This is a genomic window from Burkholderia savannae, from assembly GCF_001524445.2.
GTDB classification, from domain to species: domain Bacteria; phylum Pseudomonadota; class Gammaproteobacteria; order Burkholderiales; family Burkholderiaceae; genus Burkholderia; species Burkholderia savannae.
Genome location: NZ_CP013417.1, coordinates 2,696,850 through 2,714,100, shown reverse-complemented (window position 1 = coordinate 2,714,100; position 17,251 = coordinate 2,696,850). Strand labels below are relative to the sequence as shown.

18 protein-coding genes are annotated in these 17,251 nt (G+C 67.7%); 12 read left to right on the top strand and 6 right to left on the bottom strand.

Features of this window, described 5'->3' with window-relative positions; translation table 11 throughout:
* The first annotated feature begins 8 nt into the window (after window positions 1-8).
* From WS78_RS13385 to WS78_RS13340, 10 genes are all read left to right on the top strand, one after another.
* Entirely contained in the window at window positions 9-1,499 is a 1,491-nt protein-coding gene (locus WS78_RS13385) for an NADH-quinone oxidoreductase subunit M (RefSeq protein WP_038747244.1), read from the top strand.
* A gap of 39 nt (window positions 1,500-1,538) precedes the next feature.
* Window positions 1,539-2,996 (top strand): NADH-quinone oxidoreductase subunit NuoN, encoded by a 1,458-nt coding sequence (nuoN, locus tag WS78_RS13380; RefSeq protein WP_059574618.1) that lies wholly within the window; start codon window positions 1,539-1,541, stop codon window positions 2,994-2,996.
* Complete coding sequence (locus WS78_RS13375; protein WP_059574616.1) at window positions 2,996-3,301, top strand: DUF2818 family protein; 306 nt, start codon at window positions 2,996-2,998, stop codon at window positions 3,299-3,301. Before nuoN ends, WS78_RS13375 begins: the two co-directional genes overlap by 1 nt.
* Before the next feature lie 36 nt (window positions 3,302-3,337).
* Window positions 3,338-3,928 (top strand): NUDIX domain-containing protein, encoded by a 591-nt coding sequence (locus tag WS78_RS13370; RefSeq protein WP_038747238.1) that lies wholly within the window; start codon window positions 3,338-3,340, stop codon window positions 3,926-3,928.
* A gap of 142 nt (window positions 3,929-4,070) precedes the next feature.
* Window positions 4,071-4,493, top strand: coding sequence for a DUF1178 family protein (locus tag WS78_RS13365; RefSeq protein WP_059574614.1), 423 nt, complete (start codon window positions 4,071-4,073; stop codon window positions 4,491-4,493).
* 62 nt (window positions 4,494-4,555) lie between these two features.
* Entirely contained in the window at window positions 4,556-5,752 is a 1,197-nt protein-coding gene (locus tag WS78_RS13360) for an acyl-CoA dehydrogenase family protein (protein WP_038747232.1), read from the top strand.
* 11 nt (window positions 5,753-5,763) lie between these two features.
* Window positions 5,764-6,897 carry an acyl-CoA dehydrogenase family protein gene (locus WS78_RS13355; protein WP_038747229.1) on the top strand — a complete coding sequence of 378 codons (1,134 nt, stop codon included), beginning with the start codon at window positions 5,764-5,766 and terminating at the stop codon, window positions 6,895-6,897.
* 43 nt (window positions 6,898-6,940) lie between these two features.
* Window positions 6,941-7,399: a MaoC family dehydratase gene (locus WS78_RS13350; RefSeq protein ID WP_038747227.1), complete on the top strand. Its 459-nt coding sequence runs from the start codon at window positions 6,941-6,943 to the stop codon at window positions 7,397-7,399.
* On the top strand, window positions 7,396-7,878 hold the full coding sequence (locus WS78_RS13345; protein ID WP_059574612.1) for a MaoC family dehydratase: 483 nt from the start codon (window positions 7,396-7,398) through the stop codon (window positions 7,876-7,878). The genes WS78_RS13350 and WS78_RS13345 overlap by 4 nt, the downstream gene beginning before the upstream one ends.
* A 96-nt stretch (window positions 7,879-7,974) precedes the next feature.
* On the top strand, window positions 7,975-9,252 hold the full coding sequence (locus WS78_RS13340; RefSeq protein ID WP_059574610.1) for a right-handed parallel beta-helix repeat-containing protein: 1,278 nt from the start codon (window positions 7,975-7,977) through the stop codon (window positions 9,250-9,252).
* Between the two features lie 200 nt (window positions 9,253-9,452).
* On the opposite strand, the gene WS78_RS13335 is transcribed toward WS78_RS13340, so the two are convergent.
* The 4 genes from WS78_RS13335 to WS78_RS13320 are packed head-to-tail and all read right to left on the bottom strand — an operon-like array spanning window position 9,453 to window position 13,373.
* On the bottom strand, window positions 9,453-10,679 hold the full coding sequence (locus WS78_RS13335; protein ID WP_059574608.1) for an acyl-CoA dehydrogenase family protein: 1,227 nt from the start codon (window positions 10,677-10,679) through the stop codon (window positions 9,453-9,455).
* 45 nt (window positions 10,680-10,724) lie between these two features.
* Complete coding sequence (locus WS78_RS13330) at window positions 10,725-11,831, bottom strand: phosphotransferase (RefSeq protein ID WP_038747218.1); 1,107 nt, start codon at window positions 11,829-11,831, stop codon at window positions 10,725-10,727.
* 27 nt (window positions 11,832-11,858) lie between these two features.
* Complete coding sequence (locus tag WS78_RS13325; RefSeq protein ID WP_059574606.1) at window positions 11,859-12,572, bottom strand: histidine phosphatase family protein; 714 nt, start codon at window positions 12,570-12,572, stop codon at window positions 11,859-11,861.
* Window positions 12,573-12,581: 9 nt separating this feature from the next.
* The gene (locus WS78_RS13320; protein ID WP_038747368.1) at window positions 12,582-13,373 is read right to left on the bottom strand and encodes an oxepin-CoA hydrolase, alternative type; all 792 of its coding nucleotides are present in this window, start codon (window positions 13,371-13,373) and stop codon (window positions 12,582-12,584) included.
* A 234-nt stretch (window positions 13,374-13,607) separates the two neighbouring features.
* Here WS78_RS13320 and WS78_RS13315 point away from each other — a divergent pair, with 234 nt between their 5' ends.
* Complete coding sequence (locus WS78_RS13315; RefSeq protein ID WP_059574833.1) at window positions 13,608-14,264, top strand: glutathione S-transferase; 657 nt, start codon at window positions 13,608-13,610, stop codon at window positions 14,262-14,264.
* A gap of 189 nt (window positions 14,265-14,453) precedes the next feature.
* Here the strand turns inward: WS78_RS13315 and WS78_RS13310 are convergent, their stop codons facing one another.
* Both WS78_RS13310 and WS78_RS13305 read right to left on the bottom strand, forming a co-directional pair.
* Window positions 14,454-15,626 (bottom strand): pyridoxal phosphate-dependent aminotransferase, encoded by a 1,173-nt coding sequence (locus WS78_RS13310; protein ID WP_059574604.1) that lies wholly within the window; start codon window positions 15,624-15,626, stop codon window positions 14,454-14,456.
* A 37-nt stretch (window positions 15,627-15,663) separates the two neighbouring features.
* Window positions 15,664-16,305: a PIN domain-containing protein gene (locus tag WS78_RS13305; RefSeq protein WP_059574602.1), complete on the bottom strand. Its 642-nt coding sequence runs from the start codon at window positions 16,303-16,305 to the stop codon at window positions 15,664-15,666.
* A gap of 93 nt (window positions 16,306-16,398) precedes the next feature.
* Here WS78_RS13305 and yaaA point away from each other — a divergent pair, with 93 nt between their 5' ends.
* Window positions 16,399-17,181, top strand: a complete 783-nt coding sequence (gene yaaA, locus WS78_RS13300; protein ID WP_059574600.1) for a peroxide stress protein YaaA — start codon at window positions 16,399-16,401, stop codon at window positions 17,179-17,181.
* The last annotated feature ends 70 nt before the right edge of the window (window positions 17,182-17,251 follow it).

Below are 17,251 nucleotides of genomic sequence, written 5' to 3'. Positions count from 1 at the left end.
GACGACTAATGCACTCTTTTCCGATTCTCAGTACCGCGATCTGGTTGCCGATCGTCTTCGGCCTCATCGTGCTCGCGGTCGGCTCCGACAAGAATCCGGGCGCGGCGCGCTGGATCGCGCTGATCGGCTCGCTCGCCGGCCTCGCCGTCACGATCCCGCTGATCACGGGCTTCGACTCGAGCACCGCCGCGCTGCAGTTCGTCGAGCAAACGAGCTGGATCGAACGTTTCAACATCACGTATCACCTGGGCGTCGACGGCATCTCGATGTGGTTCGTCGTGCTGACCGCGCTCATCACGGTGATCGTCGTGATCGCCGGCTGGGAGGTGATCACCGAGCACGTGTCGCAGTATCTCGCCGCGTTCCTGATCCTCTCGGGGATCATGATCGGCGTGTTCTCGTCGGCTGACGGCCTGCTGTTCTACGTGTTCTTCGAGGCGACGCTGATTCCGATGTACATCATCATCGGCGTGTGGGGCGGCCCGAACCGCGTGTACGCGGCGTTCAAGTTCTTCCTGTACACGCTCGCCGGCTCGCTGCTGATGCTGGTCGCGCTGATCTACCTGTACACGGAAACGCATTCGTTCGACCTGGCTACGTGGCAGAACGCGAAGATCGCGATGACGCCGCAGGTGCTGCTCTTCATCGCGTTCTTCCTCGCGTTCGCGGTGAAGGTGCCGATGTGGCCGGTGCACACCTGGCTGCCGGACGCGCACGTGGAAGCGCCGACGGGCGGCTCGGTCGTGCTGGCCGCGATCATGCTGAAGCTCGGCGCATACGGTTTCCTGCGCTTCTCCCTGCCTATTACGCCGGACGCGAGCCACTTCTTCGCGCCCGTCGTGATCGCGCTGTCGCTGATTGCGGTGATCTACATCGGCCTCGTCGCGATGGTGCAGGCGGACATGAAGAAGCTCGTCGCATATTCGTCGATCGCGCACATGGGCTTCGTCACGCTCGGCTTCTTCATCTTCAACCAGCTCGGCGTCGAAGGCGCGATCGTCCAGATGATCTCGCACGGCTTCGTGTCGGGCGCGATGTTCCTTTGCATCGGCGTGCTGTACGACCGCGTGCACTCGCGCCAGATCGCCGATTACGGCGGCGTCGTCAACGTGATGCCGAAGTTCGCCGCGTTCGCGATGCTGTTCTCGATGGCGAACTGCGGCCTGCCGGGCACGTCGGGTTTCGTCGGCGAGTTCATGGTGATCCTCGCCGCCGTCCAGTTCAATTTCTGGATCGCGTTCGGCGCGGCGTTCACGCTGATTCTCGGTGCGGCGTACACGCTGTGGATGTACAAGCGCGTGTACTTCGGCGCGGTGGCGAACGATCACGTTGCGAAGCTGAAGGACATCAGCCGCCGCGAATTCACGATGCTCGCCGTGCTCGCCGCGTTCACGCTGCTGATGGGCCTTTATCCGAAGCCCTTTACCGACGTGATGCACGTTTCCGTGGAAAACCTCCTCTCCCACGTCGCGCAGTCGAAACTGCCGCTGGCCCAGTAAGCCCGAGCGGAGGATACAAAGATCATGCAAAACGCACCTATGAATGTCCTGTTGCCTGATGCGCTGGTGATGGTCGCCATCGTCGTCGCGTGGCTGAACGACACCTTCGTCGGCGCGGCCGGCCGCCGCCTCACGTATCTGATCGCGGTCGTCGCGTCGGCCGCGGCGGGCGTGTGGTTCGCGCTGCAAGCGCTCGACCCGCAGCAGTACTACTTCTTCTCGCGGATGGTCGTCGTCGATTCGTTCGCGAGCGCGATGAAGGCGGTGGTGTCGATCGGCTTCGCCGTGACGCTCGTCTACTCGCGCAGGTATCTCGAGGATCGCGACCTGTTCCGCGGCGACGTGTTCCTGCTCGGCATGTTCTCGCTGCTCGGCCAGCTCGTGATGATCTCGGGCAACAACTTCCTGACGCTGTACCTCGGCCTCGAGCTGATGTCGCTGTCGCTGTACGCGGTGATCGCGCTGCGCCGCGACGCGGCGCAATCGAGCGAAGCGGCGATGAAGTACTACGTGCTCGGCGCGCTCGCCTCGGGTTTCGTGCTGTACGGGATCTCGATGCTGTACGGCGCGACGGGTTCGCTCGAGCTGAACGAAGTGCTGAAGGCGGTCGCATCGGGCCGCATCAACGACGCGGTGCTGCTGTTCGGCGTGATCTTCATCGTCGCGGGCGTTGCGTTCAAGCTCGGCGCGGTGCCGTTCCACATGTGGGTGCCGGACGTCTACCAGGGCGCGCCGACCGCGATGACGCTCTTCGTCGGCGGCGGCCCGAAGGTCGCGGCGTTCGCGTGGGGCCTGCGCTTCCTCGTGATGGGCCTGTTGCCGCTCGCGGTCGATTGGCAGGAAATGCTCGTGATCCTCGCGGCGCTGTCGCTCATCGTCGGCAACATCACCGGCATCGTCCAGCGCAACATCAAGCGGATGCTCGCGTACTCGGCGATCTCGAACATGGGCTTCGTGCTGCTCGGCCTGCTCGCGGGCGTCGTCAACGGCAATCCGGCGTCGGCGGCGAGCGCGTACAGCTCGGCGATGTTCTACATGATCGTCTACCTCGTGACGACGCTCGGCTCGTTCGGCGTCGTGATGCTGCTCGCCCGTCGCGACTTCGAAGCCGAAACGCTCGACGACTTCAAGGGTCTCAACAAGCGCAGCCCGGTGTTCGCGTTCGTGATGATGGTGATGATGTTCTCGCTCGCCGGCATTCCGCCGGCGGTCGGCTTCTACGCGAAGCTCGCAGTCCTCGAGGCGACGGTCAACGCCGGCCTCACGTGGCTCGCCGTGCTTGCCGTCATCACGTCGCTGTTCGGTGCGTTCTACTATCTGCGCATCGTCAAGCTGATGTACTTCGACGCGCCGCAGGACACGACGCCGATCGCGGGCGACGCGTGCAAGCGCGCGATCCTCGTGCTGAACGGCCTCGCCGTCGTCGTGCTCGGCATCGTGCCGGGCCCGCTGATGACGGTCTGCCTGCAGGCGATCAGCCACACGCTGCCGCTGTAATGTCGGCGGCCGGCTGGTTCATCGTGCTGTTGGCGCTCGCCGGCGCCAACTTGCCGTTCCTGAATCAGCGCCTGTTCGCCGTCGTGCCGCTCAAGAGCGGGGCGACGGCGAAAAAGAGCGCATGGCTGCGGATCGGCGAGCTGATCGTGCTGTATTTCGTCGTCGGCGCGCTGGGCTTCTGGCTCGAATCGCGCGCCGGCAACCGCTTCGAACAGGGCTGGCAGTTCTACGCGATCACCCTCAGTCTTTTCGTGGTGTTCGCGTTTCCCGGCTTCACGTTCCAGTATCTCGTCAAACGGCGCTGACGGCGTAGGCCGTCGCGCCCCACTGCGGAGCCGCCGATGGCCGACTTGCCGAATCACGACGCCACCCTCACCGAAACTTGCATCGAAAGCGAAGCCGTCTACGACGGCTCGTTCCTGAAGGTCAGGCGCGATACGGTGCGCCTGCCCGACGGCAAGCATGCGACCCGCGAATACGTGACGCATCCGGGCGCCGTGATGGTCATTCCGCTCTTCGACGACGGCCGTGTGCTGATGGAGAGCCAGTACCGCTATCCGATCGGCAAGGTGATGGCCGAATTTCCGGCGGGCAAGCTCGATCCGGACGAAGGCGCGCTCGCATGCGCGGTTCGCGAGCTGCGCGAGGAAACCGGCTATAGCGCGCGCGAGTACGTGTTCCTCACGCGAATTCATCCGATCATTTCGTATTCGACGGAATTCATCGACGTCTATCTCGCGCGCGGCCTGACGGCGGGCGAGCGCAAGCTCGACGACGGCGAGTTCCTTGAGACGTTCACGGCGACGTTGCCGGATCTGCTCGAATGGGTGCGCACCGGCCGGATCAGCGACGTCAAGACGATCATCGGCACGATGTGGCTGGAGAAGGCGATGTCCGGCGCGTGGCCGCTCGGCGACGCGATCCGGCCATAAAGTCGGGCCGAGCGGGACATTTTGCGAAGGGATACAATCGGTGCGACGGTTCGCTCGATCGCGTCCTTTTTCGAACTGAATTTAGCACGATCGTTCAAAAAATTTCCATTTGCGATACACTGGCAGCACGCCCTGATTCAGCATGAAGGTCCTCGATTTACAGTGCCCGCAAGGCCATCGGTTCGAAGGCTGGTTCGCGTCGGCCGATGAGTTCGAAGCGCAGTTGTCCCGCAAGCTGGTCGAATGCCCGGTTTGCGGTGCGACCGAGGTCAGCCGCATGCCGTCCGCGCCGCGCCTGAATTTGTCGGGTGCGACGCAGGCGCAGCCGGTCGATCCGCGCGAACTGCAGGCGCAGGCGATGCGTGCGCTGCGCGAGGTGCTCGCGAAGACCGAGAACGTGGGCGAGCGCTTCGCCGAGGAAGCGCGGCGCATTCACTACAACGAAGCGCCCGCGCGCAACATTCGCGGCGTGACCACGCCCGAAGACGCGCAAGCCTTGGCCGAAGAGGGCATCGACGTGATGCCGCTGCCGGTTCCCGCCGCGCTGAAAGAGCCTTTGCAGTGATCGATCGCTGATCGCTGTGCGGCCGCAGGCGGCCGCCGGCGCGGTCAGAGGAGACACTGCGCATGGATCTCGATTATTCCCCCGCCGACGACGCGTTCCGCGCCGAAGTCCGCGCCTGGCTCGAGGCGAATCTGCCTCGCGCGCTGCGCGACAAGGTTCTCAACCACAAGCGTCTGAATCGCGACGATTTCGCGAGCTGGCACCGGCTGCTCGGTGCGCGAGGCTGGTCCGCTTCCGCGTGGCCCGCCGAGTACGGCGGTCCCGGCTGGAACGCGACGCAGCGCCACATCTGGGACGAGGAGTGCGCGCGAATCGGCGCGCCGCCCGTGCTGCCGTTCGGCGTGTCGATGGTCGCGCCGGTACTGATGAAGTACGGCAGCGAAGCGCAAAAGCGCCACTATCTGCCGCGAATTCTCGACGGCACCGACTGGTGGTGCCAGGGCTACTCGGAGCCCGGCTCGGGCTCGGATCTCGCGTCGCTGCGCACGCGAGCCGAACGCCGCGGTGATCATTACGTCGTCAACGGCCAGAAGACCTGGACGACGCTCGGCCAGTACGCCGACATGATGTTTTGCCTCGTGCGCACCGATCCCGAAGCGAAGAAGCAGGAAGGGATCTCGTTCCTGCTGATCGACATGAAATCGCCCGGCATCACCGTGCGCCCGATCATCACGCTAGACGAGGATCACGAAGTCAACGAAGTGTTCTTCGAGGACGTGAAGGTGCCCGTCGAGAATCTCGTCGGCGAGGAAAATCGCGGCTGGACCTATGCGAAGTATCTGCTCGGGCACGAGCGCAGCGGGATCGCGCGCGTCGGCGCGTCGAAGCGCGAGCTCGATTTCCTCAAGCGCATCGCGTCGCGCGAGCGCAAGAACGGCAAGCCGCTCATCGCCGATCCCGTGTTCGCCGCGAAGATCGCCGCGCTCGAGATCGAGCTGATGGCGCTGGAAGTGACGGTGCTGCGCGTCGTCAGCAGCGAGGCGAGCGGGCGCGGGCCGGGGCCCGAGGCGTCGATGCTGAAGATCAAGGGCACCGAGATCCAGCAGGCGCTGACCGAGCTGATGGTCGACGCGATCGGGCCGCTCGCCGCGCCGTTCGACGCGCCGTTCCTCGAAGGCGAGCGCGAGCACAGCGTCGCGGGCGACGACGACGCGGCGCCGCTCGCCGCGTATTACTTCAACTACCGCAAGACGTCGATCTACGGCGGTTCGAACGAAATCCAGAAGAACATCATCGCGCAGATGATTCTCGGACTGTGAGGAGCGCCGCCATGAACTTCACCTTCAGCGAAGAACAACAGCAATTCGCGGACGCGCTGCGCCGCTATCTCGACGAGCGCTACGGCTTCGACGCGCGGCGCGCGATCGTCCATTCGGACGCGGGCGTATCCGCCGACCAGTGGCGCGCGTTCGCCGAGCTCGGCCTTACCGCGCTGCCCGTGCCCGAAGCGCACGGCGGCTTCGGCGGCGGCGCCGTCGACATGCTCGTCGCGACGCAGGAGCTCGGGCGCGCGCTCGTCGTCGAGCCCTATTGGGCGACGGCGGTCGGGATCGAGGCGGTGCGCGTCGCGGGCTCGGGCGGCGGCGAGGACGCCGCGCTCCTCGAGCGTGTCGCGCAGGGCGACGCGAAGCTCGCGGTCGCGTTCCACGAGCCGCACGCGCGCCACGATCTGTTCGCGATCGAGACGACCGCGCGGCCCGACGGCGAAGCATTCGTGCTGAGCGGCGTCAAGTCGGTCGTCCGGCACGGCGCGCAGGCGGACGTGCTGATCGCGCCCGCGCGGCTGCCGAACGGCGCGATCGGTCTGTTCGCCATCGCACGCGGCGCGGCGGGCGCGGACGTCGTCGACTACCGGACGATCGACGGCCAGCGCGCGGCGACGATCCGCCTGTCGAACACGCCCGCGCGCGCGCTCGCGGGCGGCGAGCGTGACGCGGCCGCACTCGAGCGGATCGCGGATTACGGGATCGTGCTGTTGTGCGGCGAAGCGATCGGCGCGCTCGACGCGCTCAACCGCGCGACGCTCGACTATACGAAGACGCGCCAGCAGTTCGGCGTGCCGATCGCGCGCTTCCAGGCGCTGCAGCACCGGATGGTCGACATGCTGATCCACGCCGAGCAGGCGCGCTCGCTCACGTATCTCGCGGCGGTGCGCTACGCGAGCGACGATGCGAACGCGCGCCGCAAGGCGGTGTCGGCGGCGAAGGTCCGCGTCGGCCAGGCCGCGCGCTTCGTCGGCCAGCAGGCAGTGCAACTGCACGGCGGGATGGGCGTCACCGATGAAGTCGCGGCCGCGCATCTGTTCAAGCGCCTGTCGATCATCGAAACGACGCTCGGCGACGTCGATCATCACCTCGCACGCTTTGCGTCGCTGCCGGATTTCGCGGCGCTGCAGGATGCCTGAGCGGGCGGCGCCCCCCGCCCGTTTCATTTCACGGAGAAGCTCGATGGGTATCAGTTACGAAGACCTGGAAGTCGGCGGCAGCACTGAAGTCGGCAAGCATCGATTCACGGACGACGAGATCGTCACGTTCGCTCAGGCGTACGATCCGCAACCTTTTCACGTCGACTCGGAAGCGGCGAAGGCGTCGATGTTCGGCGGGCTCGTCGCGAGCGGCTGGCACACGTGCTCGGTGTTCATGGGCATGCTCGTGCGCAACGTGCTGCAGGGCTCGACGAGCATGGGCTCGCCCGGCATCGAGGAGATCCGCTGGATCAAGCCGGTGCGCGCGGGCGACACGATCACGATGTACAGCAAGGTCCTCGACAAGCGGCTGTCCGCGAGCCGGCCGGATCGCGGGATCGTGACGACCGAATGGGAGGGCGTCAACGAAGCGGGCGAGACCGTCATCACCGTGCGCTCGAAGGTGATCTTCGGGTTGCGTTCGCCGCAGGGGGGCGCATGACGGCGGGCGCGAGCGATCCGCCGCTCGTCGCGTCGGCCGATGCGCTGCGCGCGCGGGTCGGCGGGGCGCCGCTCGCGAGCGGCTGGATCGACGTCGGCCAGGCGCGCGTCGACCGGTTCGCCGCCGCGACGGACGATCATCAGTGGATCCACGTCGATCCCGAGCGCGCCGCGCGCGAGTCGCCGTTCGGCGGCCCGATCGCGCACGGCTTCCTTACGCTGTCGCTGATTCCGGCGCTGATGACGGACACGCTGCGCTTCGAGCAGCGGATGGGCGTGAACTACGGCCTGAATCGCGTGCGCTTCCTGAAGCCGGTGCCGGTCGGCTCGCGCGTGCGTGCGCTCTTCGCGCTGAAGGAGACGGGGCCGGCGAAGCAGGGCGGCGTGCAGGCGGTCTGGGCGGTGTCGGTGGAGGTCGAGCTGGGCGGCGAGCCGGTGCCGGCCTGCGCGGCCGAGTTCATCACGCTGCATTATTTCTGAGCGGGGTTCGCGCGGCGCAGGTGAGTGTGGTTTGACGCACGGACATGCGACCTTTCGGAAACATATCGTGCCCTTACAACGATCAGGAAGGGGACGATGATGAACCGATCACAGCGGGTTCTCGCCGTATGCGCCGCCGCGTGGGCGCTCGCCGCCGGCGGCACGGCGCGGGCATGGGCCGCGCCCGCCGACGTCACTGTCTATCCGGCGGGCAATGGCGGCGACCAGGCCGACGCGCTGCAACGGGCGCTCGATGCGTTGCAGACCGGCCAGCGCCTCGTGCTCGCGCCGGGGCAGTACGCCGTCGGGCGTTCGCTGATCGTGAGGAACACGCAGGTCGTGGTGTCCGGCTACGGCGCGACGCTCGTCGCGACGAACGACGCCGACCAGACCATCGAGATGCGCGGCCAGAATTCGACGCTCGTCGGCGTCACGCTGGTCGGCACGGGCACGACGCGGCTGTCGACGCCGGAATCGGCGAAGGTGGACGTGACGGGCGCGGGCGTTCAGGTGCTCGACGTCACGGTGCGCGGCGGCGCGAGCGCGGGCATCTTCGTGTTCGGCGGCGCGGACGTCGCCATTGTCGGCAACACCGTCCAGGACACGCTGGCCGACGGCATCCACGCCACGTACGGTTCGCGCAACGTGCTGGTGCGCGACAACACGGTGCGCAACACCGGCGACGACATGGTCGCGGTCGTCAGCTACCAGGCGGACGGCAAGCTCAGCAGCAACGTGCTGATCCAGAACAACAAGCTGCTCGGCAACTACTGGGGGCGCGGCGCGACCGTGGTCGGCGGAGCGGACGTGACGATCACCGGCAACACGGTGCAGAACGTGCAGAAGGCCGCCGGAATCCTCGTGGGGCAGGAGGACGGCTGGAACACCTACGATGCGCGCAACGTCATCGTGTCGAACAACACGGTGTCGGAGATCGAATTGCCCGATCCGAACAACACGCGCTCGCCGGCCTACATGGCCGCGATCGACGTCAACACCTGGTCGGGCAAGGCGACGGGCGTGTCCGTGACCGACAACCGGATTTCCCGAGTCCAGTACGCCGGCATACGAGCGCTCGGCAACGTCTGCCAGTTGCGCGTGTCGCGCAATGCGCTCGCGTCGATCGGCGACACGCCGATCGCGTTGCAGCAGGCGCCGGGCTGCGCGGCGGGCCAGATCGTGTGCGTGGCGAATACGCTCGACGGCGCCGCACTCGCGTCGCCGGCAGGGTGCTCGGCGACGGACGGCTTGACGATCACCGGAGCGAACGTCGCGCGCCTGCCGCAGGTGCGCGAGTACTTGCGGCAGGCGCCGACGTCGTCCGCGGCGAAGGCGGGCGCCGTCGCATCGGGCGTGCGAGGGGCCGGCGCTTAGCGGCTTTGGTCCGCGCGTGGATTGCCGCCCATTCGCGGTGGCGCATCGCGGTTCTTTCCGCGACGGACGTGTGGGGCCGCGCGTTGCGTCGGCGCGGGAGCCGGAGTGGACGCGGCGCGTCGCGGCGGCGTCGAGGGACGGTGGCGGGGCGGCCGCGCGCATGGCCCGCCGGGTGTTCGCTTCGCGGCGCGAAGCCCGCCTCAGGCGGGCGGCGGCGCGTGACGTGCGAGCTCGAGCTTCGCGATCGCGTTGCGATGGACCTCGTCCGGCCCGTCCGCGAAACGCAGCGTGCGGGCCGACGCGTACGCATACGCAAGCGGGAAGTCGTCGCTGACGCCGCCGCCGCCGTGCGCCTGGATCGCCCAGTCGATCACCTGGCACGCCATGTTCGGCGCAACCACCTTGATCATCGCGATCTCGCCGCGCGCGCCCTTGTTGCCGACGGTGTCCATCATGTACGCGGTCTTCAGCGTGAGGAGCCGCGCCTGTTCGATCATGCAGCGCGCTTCGGCGATCCGCTCCTGCGTGACCGTCTGCGCGGCGACCGGCTTGCCGAACGCGATCCGCTCCGACGCACGCCGGCACATCAGCTCGAGCGCGCGCTCCGCGAGCCCGATGAGCCGCATGCAGTGATGGATGCGGCCCGGCCCGAGCCGGCCCTGCGCGATCTCGAAGCCGCGTCCTTCGCCGAGCAGCAGGTTCGACGCCGGCACGCGCACGTTCTCGAGCGTGATCTCCATGTGGCCGTGCGGCGCGTCGTCGTAGCCGAACACGTTGAGCGGCCGATGCACGGTGACGCCGGGCGCCTCCGACGGCACGAGGATCATCGATTGCTGCGCGTGGCGGGGCGCGTCGGGGTCCGTCTTGCCCATCACGATATAGAGCTTGCAGCGCGGATCGCCCGCGCCCGACGACCACCACTTGTGACCGTTGATCACGTAGTCGCCGCCGTCGCGCTCGATGCGGGTCCGGATGTTCGTCGCATCCGACGACGCGACTTCGGGCTCCGTCATCAGGAACGCCGAGCGGATCGCGCCGTCGAGGAGCGGCTCGAGCCACGCCGCCTTGTGCGCGTCGGTGCCGTAACGCTCGAGCGTCTCCATGTTGCCGGTGTCGGGCGCGTTGCAGTTGAAGACTTCGGGCGCCCACGGCACACGGCCCATGATTTCGCAAAGCGGCGCGTACTCGAGATTCGTGAGACCCGCGCCGCGCGTCGAAGCGGGCAGGAACAGGTTCCACAAGCCCGCCGCGCGCGCCTTCGGCTTCAGCGTCTCGATCAGCTCCACCGGCTGCCATGCGTTGCCGGCGCGCCGGTTGCGCGCGATCTCTTCGTGGAACGCGCGCTCGTTCGGATAGATGTGCTCGTCGAAGAACGCGTTGAGCCGCGCGCGCAGCGCGTCGACTTTCGGGGAGTAATCGAAATGCATGGCTGCCTCGCTGGTCGGTCGGTTCGGTGAGGGAAGGGCGCGCCGCTAACGCGTGCGCTGCGCGTAGCGCCACGCAAGCTCGGCCATCGGCCGCGCGCGCCGGCCGGCATCGAGCGCCTGCGCGCTCGATGCGGTGCCGTCGACGACGCGCTTCATGATGCCTTGCAGGATCGCCGCGATCCGGAACATGTTGTATGCGAGATAGAAGTTCCAGTTCTCGGGAATCGTGAGGCCCGTGCGCTCGCAGTAACGCGCGACGTAATGCGTTTCGTCGGGAATTCCGAGCGCCGGCAGATCGAGCCCCGCGATGCCGCGAAAGCTCTCCGGCGCGACGTGCCACGCCATGCAGTGATACGCGAAGTCGGCGAGCGGATCGCCGAGCGTCGACAGTTCCCAGTCGAGCACGGCGAGCACGCGCGGCGCGTGCGGATCGAAGATCAGGTTGTCGAGCCGATAGTCGCCGTGCACGATCGACACGCGCGCGTCGGTTTCGGCTTCCGGGCGCAGATGCCGCGGCAGCCAGTCGATCAGCCGGTGCATCGCGTCGATCGGCTCGGTCTCCGACGCGAGGTACTGCTTGCTCCAGCGCGCGATCTGGCGCGCGAGATAGTTGCCGGCCTTGCCGTAGTCGGCGAGCCCGACCGTGTGCGGATCGATCGAATGCAGCGCGGCGATCACGCGGTTCATTTCGTCGTAATGGCGGCCGCGCTCGGCGGGCGTCATGCCGGGCAGCGACGGGTCCCACAGCACGCGGCCGTCGACGAACGCCATCACGTAGAACGCGCGGCCGATCACGCTTTCGTCGTCGCAAAGCGCGAGCATCCGCGCGACGGGCACGTCCGTGCCCGCGAGCGCGGCCATTACCCGATACTCGCGCTCGATCGCGTGCGCGGACGGCAGCAGCTTCGCCGCGGGCGCGGGTTTCGCGCGCAGCACGTAGCTGCGCGCGGGCGTGACGAGCTTGAACGTCGGATTCGACTGGCCGCCCTTGAACTGCTCGACGGAAAGCGGGCCGGCGAAGCCGTCGACGTGCTTCGCGAGCCACGCGGCGAGCGCGTCGGCGTCGAAGCGCTGCGCGTCGCCGACGGGGCGCGTGCCTTCGAATGCGGCGTAATCGGTCGGCTTGGACTGCGGATCGTGCTCGGCTGCCATCGTCTCCTCCGGGGCCGTTCGACGCGCCTACTCGCGCGTGCTCTGCAAGAACTGGTGGTACAGCACTTCCATCGTCGTGTTGCGCATGTCGCGGTGCAGTGCCTCGGGCGGCGAATAGTTGACGAGCCGCACGACCCAGTCGTCGTCGCGCTCGCCGACGTCGAGCGCGTTGATGCAGCCCGCCGACTGTGACAGCGTGCCGATGAAGAGCCGATGCCCGGGCACCGTCGCATGCGAGAGCAGCGCGCAATTCACGCCGCCGTGCAGCACGAGCAGCACCGTGTCCCACGACGGATTCGCGCGCAGTGCGGCGAGCGGCGGCAGCACGCGGTCGATCAGCTCGCCGATCGTCTCGCCGCCGAGAAAGCGCGTGTGCTCGGCGACGATGCCGTCGAGCACGCGCAGGAACGCGGCTTCCTGTTCCTCGGGCGGGATGTCGGCGAGAAAGCCGCCGCGGATCTCTCGCCACGCGGGCTCGATATCGATGTCGAGCTGCTGGCCGGCCTCGGCAAGCACGCGCTGCGCGGTCTCGATCGTGCGCGGCAGGCCGCTCGTGATCACGCGGTCGAAACGCACGTTCTGCTCGGCGAACGCGCGCCCGGCGGCGCGCGCTTGCATGCGGCCGCGCTCGTTGAGCGGCACGGCGTCCTGGTCGAACGGGCGGCCGCTCGCATCGAAATAGGTGACGTCGCCGTGGCGCATCAGATAGATGCGGCGGCGCTTCGGCAATTGATAGGGCATGGGTGGACGTTAGCGTTTGTAGATAGGAGCGCGCTTGTCGAGGAACGCGGTGATGCCTTCGAGCGCGTCCGCATGGTGCAGCGACGCGACGAAGTGATCGCGCTCGGCGGCGAGATGCGCGGCGAGCGGCTGCGTCTGCGCGTCGGCGATCAGCGATTTGATCCGCGCGAGCGCGTTCGGCGACATCCTGCCGAGCTCGTCGGCCCACGCGATCGCCTCGTCGCGCGCGGCGCCCGGCTTCGTCAGGCGGTTCACGACGCCGAGCGCATGCAGCCGCGTTGCGGCGGCCGGCTTGCCCTCGAACAGGATCTCGGCCGCGAGCGCGCGGGGCAGCGCGCGCGCGAGGAACCACGAGCCCCCGCCGTCGGGCGTGAGCGCGACGCGTGCGTACGACATCACGAACTTCGCGTCGTCGGCGGCGACGAGGAGATCGCACGCGAGCGCGAGCGAGAAGCCCGCGCCGGCCGCCGCGCCCTCCACGGCGGCGATCACGGGCTTCGTCACCGTGTTGATCGCGGTGACCCATTCGCCGAGCAGATCGATGCTCGCCGCCTGCACGGCGGGCTCCTTCGCGCGATTGTCGAGCAGCCGGTTCAGGTTGCCGCCCGCGCAGAAAAAGCGGTCCGCGCCGGTCAGCACGACCGCGCGGATCGACGGATCGCGCTCGGCGGTATTGAGCGCCTCGAGGCCGGCCGCGTACATGTCGGGGTGAAGCGCGTTGCGCGCGCCGGGGTTGGACAGCGTGAGGACGAGCGTCGATTCGCTTTCCGGCGGGCGCGACGCGAGCAGTTCTGCGCTCATGCGGTGAGTCTCCTTGAATGCGACAGGCGTCGGGCGCGATGCGCCGCGCTCGCGCGCCGCGCGGGCGGACATCGTCCCGGCCGGCTTGGCCGGCATGTTTTGAAGCGGCGCTCGAAACGCGCGGCGCGTTTCGAAGTTGCTTTAGACTAGCATGAACGTGCTTTTCGGCGTCACGCCGACCGACGCGCGGGATACATCGCGCGCGGCCCTTTTCCCATGAAGAAGGAGACTTCGATGCTGCGGCTCTGTGGCTTACCGTTGTCCAACTATTACAACAAGGTCAAGTTCGTACTGCTCGAGCACGACATTTCGTTCGACGAAACGCTCGTCAAGCTGCCGATCGATGATCCCGCGCTGTTCGTCGACACGCCGCTCGGCAAGGTGCCGTATCTGCTCACCGAGCACGGCGCGATCAGCGAATCGCAGGCGATCGTCGAATACCTCGCCGCGATCCATCCCGACAAGCGCATCTTTCCGGCCGATCCGTTCGCGGCGGCGAAGGCGCGCGAGATCACGGCCGTGCTCGAGCTGTATCTCGAATGGAACGTGCGCGAGCTGTTTCCGCAGGCGTTCTTCGGCGGCCAGGTGAGCGACGGCACGAAGGCGCACGTCGAGAAGCGCATGCCGCGCGCGCTGGACGGTTTCAAGCGGCTCGCGAAATTCTCGCCTTACGTGCTCGGCGACGCGTTCTGCATCGCCGATATCGCCGCGTTCATCCATTTGCCGGTCGTCGCGCTCGCGACGAAGGCTGTCTACGGCCGCGATTTCGTCGCCGACGCGGGGATCGACTGGAAGTCGTACGTGAAGCGCATCGAGGAGGCGCGGCCGGCCGCGAAGCGCGTGAGCGAAGAGCGCAAGGCGTTCATCGCGGGGCTCGCGAAGGATAGCTGACGCGACGACGGGCGTGATGGGGGCGTGATGCGGGCGCGACGCGCGAAGGCGGTTCGCCGTCGCGCGCGTCGCGTGTCCTTGCCGCGTCGCGCGCGGCGGCGCGAGCCGTTGGGCCGCTCGAGCGCGCGCGGAGCACGGACGATTGCGGCGACGCGCGCGAAAGTCGCGCACGCGCCGGATCGTCGTGACTTACAAGCGTGCGAGCCGTTCGAGCGCGGTCGCGAGCGTTGCCTCGCGCTTCGCGAAGCAAAAGCGCACGACGCCCGATTCGTGCGGCTCGTGATAGAACGCCGACACCGGAATCGCGGCGACGCCGATCTCGGCTGTCAGCCATTTCGCGAATTCCGCCTCGGGCAAATCGCTGATCGCCGAATAATCGACGCACTGGAAATACGTGCCCGCGCACGGCAGCAACTTGAAGCGCGTGTTCGTGAGCCCGGCCCGGAAGAAGTCGCGCTTTTTCTGATAGAACGCGGGCAGCGTCAGGTACGGCTCGGGGTCGCGCAGGTATTCGGCGATGCCGAACTGCATCGGCGTGTTCACCGTGAACACGTTGAACTGGTGCACCTTGCGGAACTCGGCCATCAGCGGCGCGGGCGCGGCGACGTAGCCGATCTTCCAGCCCGTCACGTGGAACGTCTTGCCGAAGCTCGACACGACGATGCTGCGCGCCGCGAGCTCCGGATGGCGGGCGACGCTTTCGTGTCGCGCGCCGTCGTAGACCATGTGCTCGTAGACCTCGTCGGACACGATCAGCAGATTGGTGCCGCGCACGATGTCCTCGAGCGCGCGCATGTCCGTTTCGCGCCACACGGTGCCCGTCGGATTGTGCGGCGTGTTGATCAGGATCGCGCGCGTCTTCGGCGTGATCGCCGCGGCGAGCTTGTCGAACGGAATCGCATAGTCGGGCGCGTCGAGCGTGACGAACACGGGCGTCGCGCCCGCGAGCGCGATCGACGGCAGATAGCTGTCGTAGGTCGGCTCGACCACGATCACTTCGTCGCCCGGATGCACGGCGCAAAGGATCGCGGTCAGGAGCGCCTGCGTCGCGCCCGCCGTCACGGTGATTTCGGTCGCGGCGTCGTAGCGGCGGCCGTAGAGCCGCTCGATCTTGTCCGCGATCGCCTCGCGCAGCGGCGCGACGCCCGCCATCGGCGGATACTGGTTGTGGCCGTCGCGCATCGCGCGCGCGACCGCGTCGACGATGCGAGGATCGCAATCGAAATCGGGGAAGCCCTGGCCGAGGTTGACCGCGCCTTTTTCGGCGGCGAGCGCGCTCATGACCGTGAAGATCGTCGTGCCGACGTCGGGCAGGCGGGAGAGGAGAGTGGGCGTAGTAGGCATGTCGTGCGGTGCGTTCATCGTGGCTTGCGCGAAAAGTGTCGGGGCGGCGCGTCGCTCATGCCGGCTCGGATGCGTCGGCTGCGAGCGCGCTGGCCGCGAACGGCGCGGGCTGCGCGATCCGGAATCCGAAATCGCGCTCGGTGCGGCGTGCGAGCTTCAGAAGCGCGCGGTCCTTCGATATGAGCCAGTCGGCGCGCGCCGCGTAGGCGAGTTCGAGGAATTTCTGGTCGTCGCGATCCTTGCACTTCGGCAGCGGGCGTGGCGGCGCGTCTTCGGCGGGCGATGCCGCCGCCGCGTCGCCTGACGGCGGCGCGCTCGCGCGGCGCGTTTGCGCGTCCGGCGCGTGCCGGCCGTCCGGTCCGCCCGGCGCATTCCGGGCATCGGGTGCGTGCGCGGGCGATGCGGCCGCCGACGCGCCGTCGGCGTTCGTCGCGGCTGACCCGCGCGATTCGCGCGATTCGCCGCGATCGGGCCCCGCGACGCGCTCCGACAGGCGCGCGAGCGCCGCGAGCGCGGCCGCCTTGTCGACCGCGCGCGCCTTGAACTGCGGGTAGTCGAGCACGCGTTCGAGCTCGACCAGGCAGCGGACGTCGATGAGCGCCGTGATGGCGCCCGTTTCAAGGGCATCGCGGATCGGGCGGGCGGCGGGGTCGTCGAACACGAGGATGTCGATCCAGACATTCGAATCGAGCACCACGCGACGACCGGCGCGGGAAGCGTCGGGGCTGGGCATTCGTTACAATCGGTGGTTTTCGTCTGATTGCGCGGCACGGCGTGCCGGCGAGCCCCTATGATAATCGTTCTCTCCCCGGCGAAATCGCTCGACTACGAAACCCCGCCTCACGTTCGCACCCACACGCTGCCCCAGTTCGCCGACGACGCGGCCGAGCTGATCGGCGAGCTGCGCCGCCTGTCGCCGCAGCAGATCGGGACGCTGATGAGCATTTCCGATCCGCTCGCGCGCCTGAATTTCCAGCGCTACGCGGAGTGGTCGCGCACGTCGACGCCCGCTAACGCGAAGCAGGCGGTGCTCGCGTTCAACGGCGACGTCTACGAAGGCTTCGACGCGCGCTCGCTGTCGGCCGACGATCTCGACTACGCGCAGCGGCACGTGCGTGTGCTGTCGGGGCTCTACGGGCTGTTGCGGCCGCTCGACCTGCTGCAGCCGTACCGGCTCGAAATGGGCACGCGCTTCGCGAACGCACGCGGCAAGGATCTGTACGCGTTCTGGGGCGGGCGGATCACGCAGGCGCTGAACGCCGAGCTGAAGTCGCGCGACGGCGCGTCGCGCGTGCTCGTCAATTGCGCGTCGGCCGAGTACTTCAAGTCGGTGAGGCCGAAGCTGCTCGATGCGCGCGTCGTCACGCCGGTGTTCGAGGACTGGAAGGACGGCCGCTACAAGATCATCAGCTTCCACGCGAAGCGCGCGCGCGGGCTGATGGCGCGCTACATCGTCGAAGGGCGGATCGGCGCGCCCGACGCGCTGAAGGATTTCGCGTCGGAAGGCTATGCGTTCGACGAAGCCGCGTCGAACGACGACACCTACGTGTTTCGCCGGCGCGTCGGCGCTTGAATTCTCGGCGGCCGGGCAAGCCGGCCGCGACGCACATCCGGCGGCCCGGCGCGGCCGCCGCAACCAGGAG

Bases quoted from the DNA above. Each gene is read 5' to 3' on its own strand.
- WS78_RS13385 (WP_038747244.1), top strand. From the start codon at position 9: ATGCACTCTTTTCCGATTCTCAGTACCGCGATCTGGTTGCCGATCGTC.
- nuoN (WP_059574618.1), top strand. From the start codon at position 1,539: ATGAATGTCCTGTTGCCTGATGCGCTGGTGATGGTCGCCATCGTCGTC.
- WS78_RS13375 (WP_059574616.1), top strand. From the start codon at position 2,996: ATGTCGGCGGCCGGCTGGTTCATCGTGCTGTTGGCGCTCGCCGGCGCC.
- WS78_RS13370 (WP_038747238.1), top strand. From the start codon at position 3,338: ATGGCCGACTTGCCGAATCACGACGCCACCCTCACCGAAACTTGCATC.
- WS78_RS13365 (WP_059574614.1), top strand. From the start codon at position 4,071: ATGAAGGTCCTCGATTTACAGTGCCCGCAAGGCCATCGGTTCGAAGGC.
- WS78_RS13360 (WP_038747232.1), top strand. From the start codon at position 4,556: ATGGATCTCGATTATTCCCCCGCCGACGACGCGTTCCGCGCCGAAGTC.
- WS78_RS13355 (WP_038747229.1), top strand. From the start codon at position 5,764: ATGAACTTCACCTTCAGCGAAGAACAACAGCAATTCGCGGACGCGCTG.
- WS78_RS13350 (WP_038747227.1), top strand. From the start codon at position 6,941: ATGGGTATCAGTTACGAAGACCTGGAAGTCGGCGGCAGCACTGAAGTC.
- WS78_RS13345 (WP_059574612.1), top strand. From the start codon at position 7,396: ATGACGGCGGGCGCGAGCGATCCGCCGCTCGTCGCGTCGGCCGATGCG.
- WS78_RS13340 (WP_059574610.1), top strand. From the start codon at position 7,975: ATGATGAACCGATCACAGCGGGTTCTCGCCGTATGCGCCGCCGCGTGG.
- WS78_RS13335 (WP_059574608.1), bottom strand. From the start codon at position 10,679: ATGCATTTCGATTACTCCCCGAAAGTCGACGCGCTGCGCGCGCGGCTC.
- WS78_RS13330 (WP_038747218.1), bottom strand. From the start codon at position 11,831: ATGGCAGCCGAGCACGATCCGCAGTCCAAGCCGACCGATTACGCCGCA.
- WS78_RS13325 (WP_059574606.1), bottom strand. From the start codon at position 12,572: ATGCCCTATCAATTGCCGAAGCGCCGCCGCATCTATCTGATGCGCCAC.
- WS78_RS13320 (WP_038747368.1), bottom strand. From the start codon at position 13,373: ATGAGCGCAGAACTGCTCGCGTCGCGCCCGCCGGAAAGCGAATCGACG.
- WS78_RS13315 (WP_059574833.1), top strand. From the start codon at position 13,608: ATGCTGCGGCTCTGTGGCTTACCGTTGTCCAACTATTACAACAAGGTC.
- WS78_RS13310 (WP_059574604.1), bottom strand. From the start codon at position 15,626: ATGAACGCACCGCACGACATGCCTACTACGCCCACTCTCCTCTCCCGC.
- yaaA (WP_059574600.1), top strand. From the start codon at position 16,399: ATGATAATCGTTCTCTCCCCGGCGAAATCGCTCGACTACGAAACCCCG.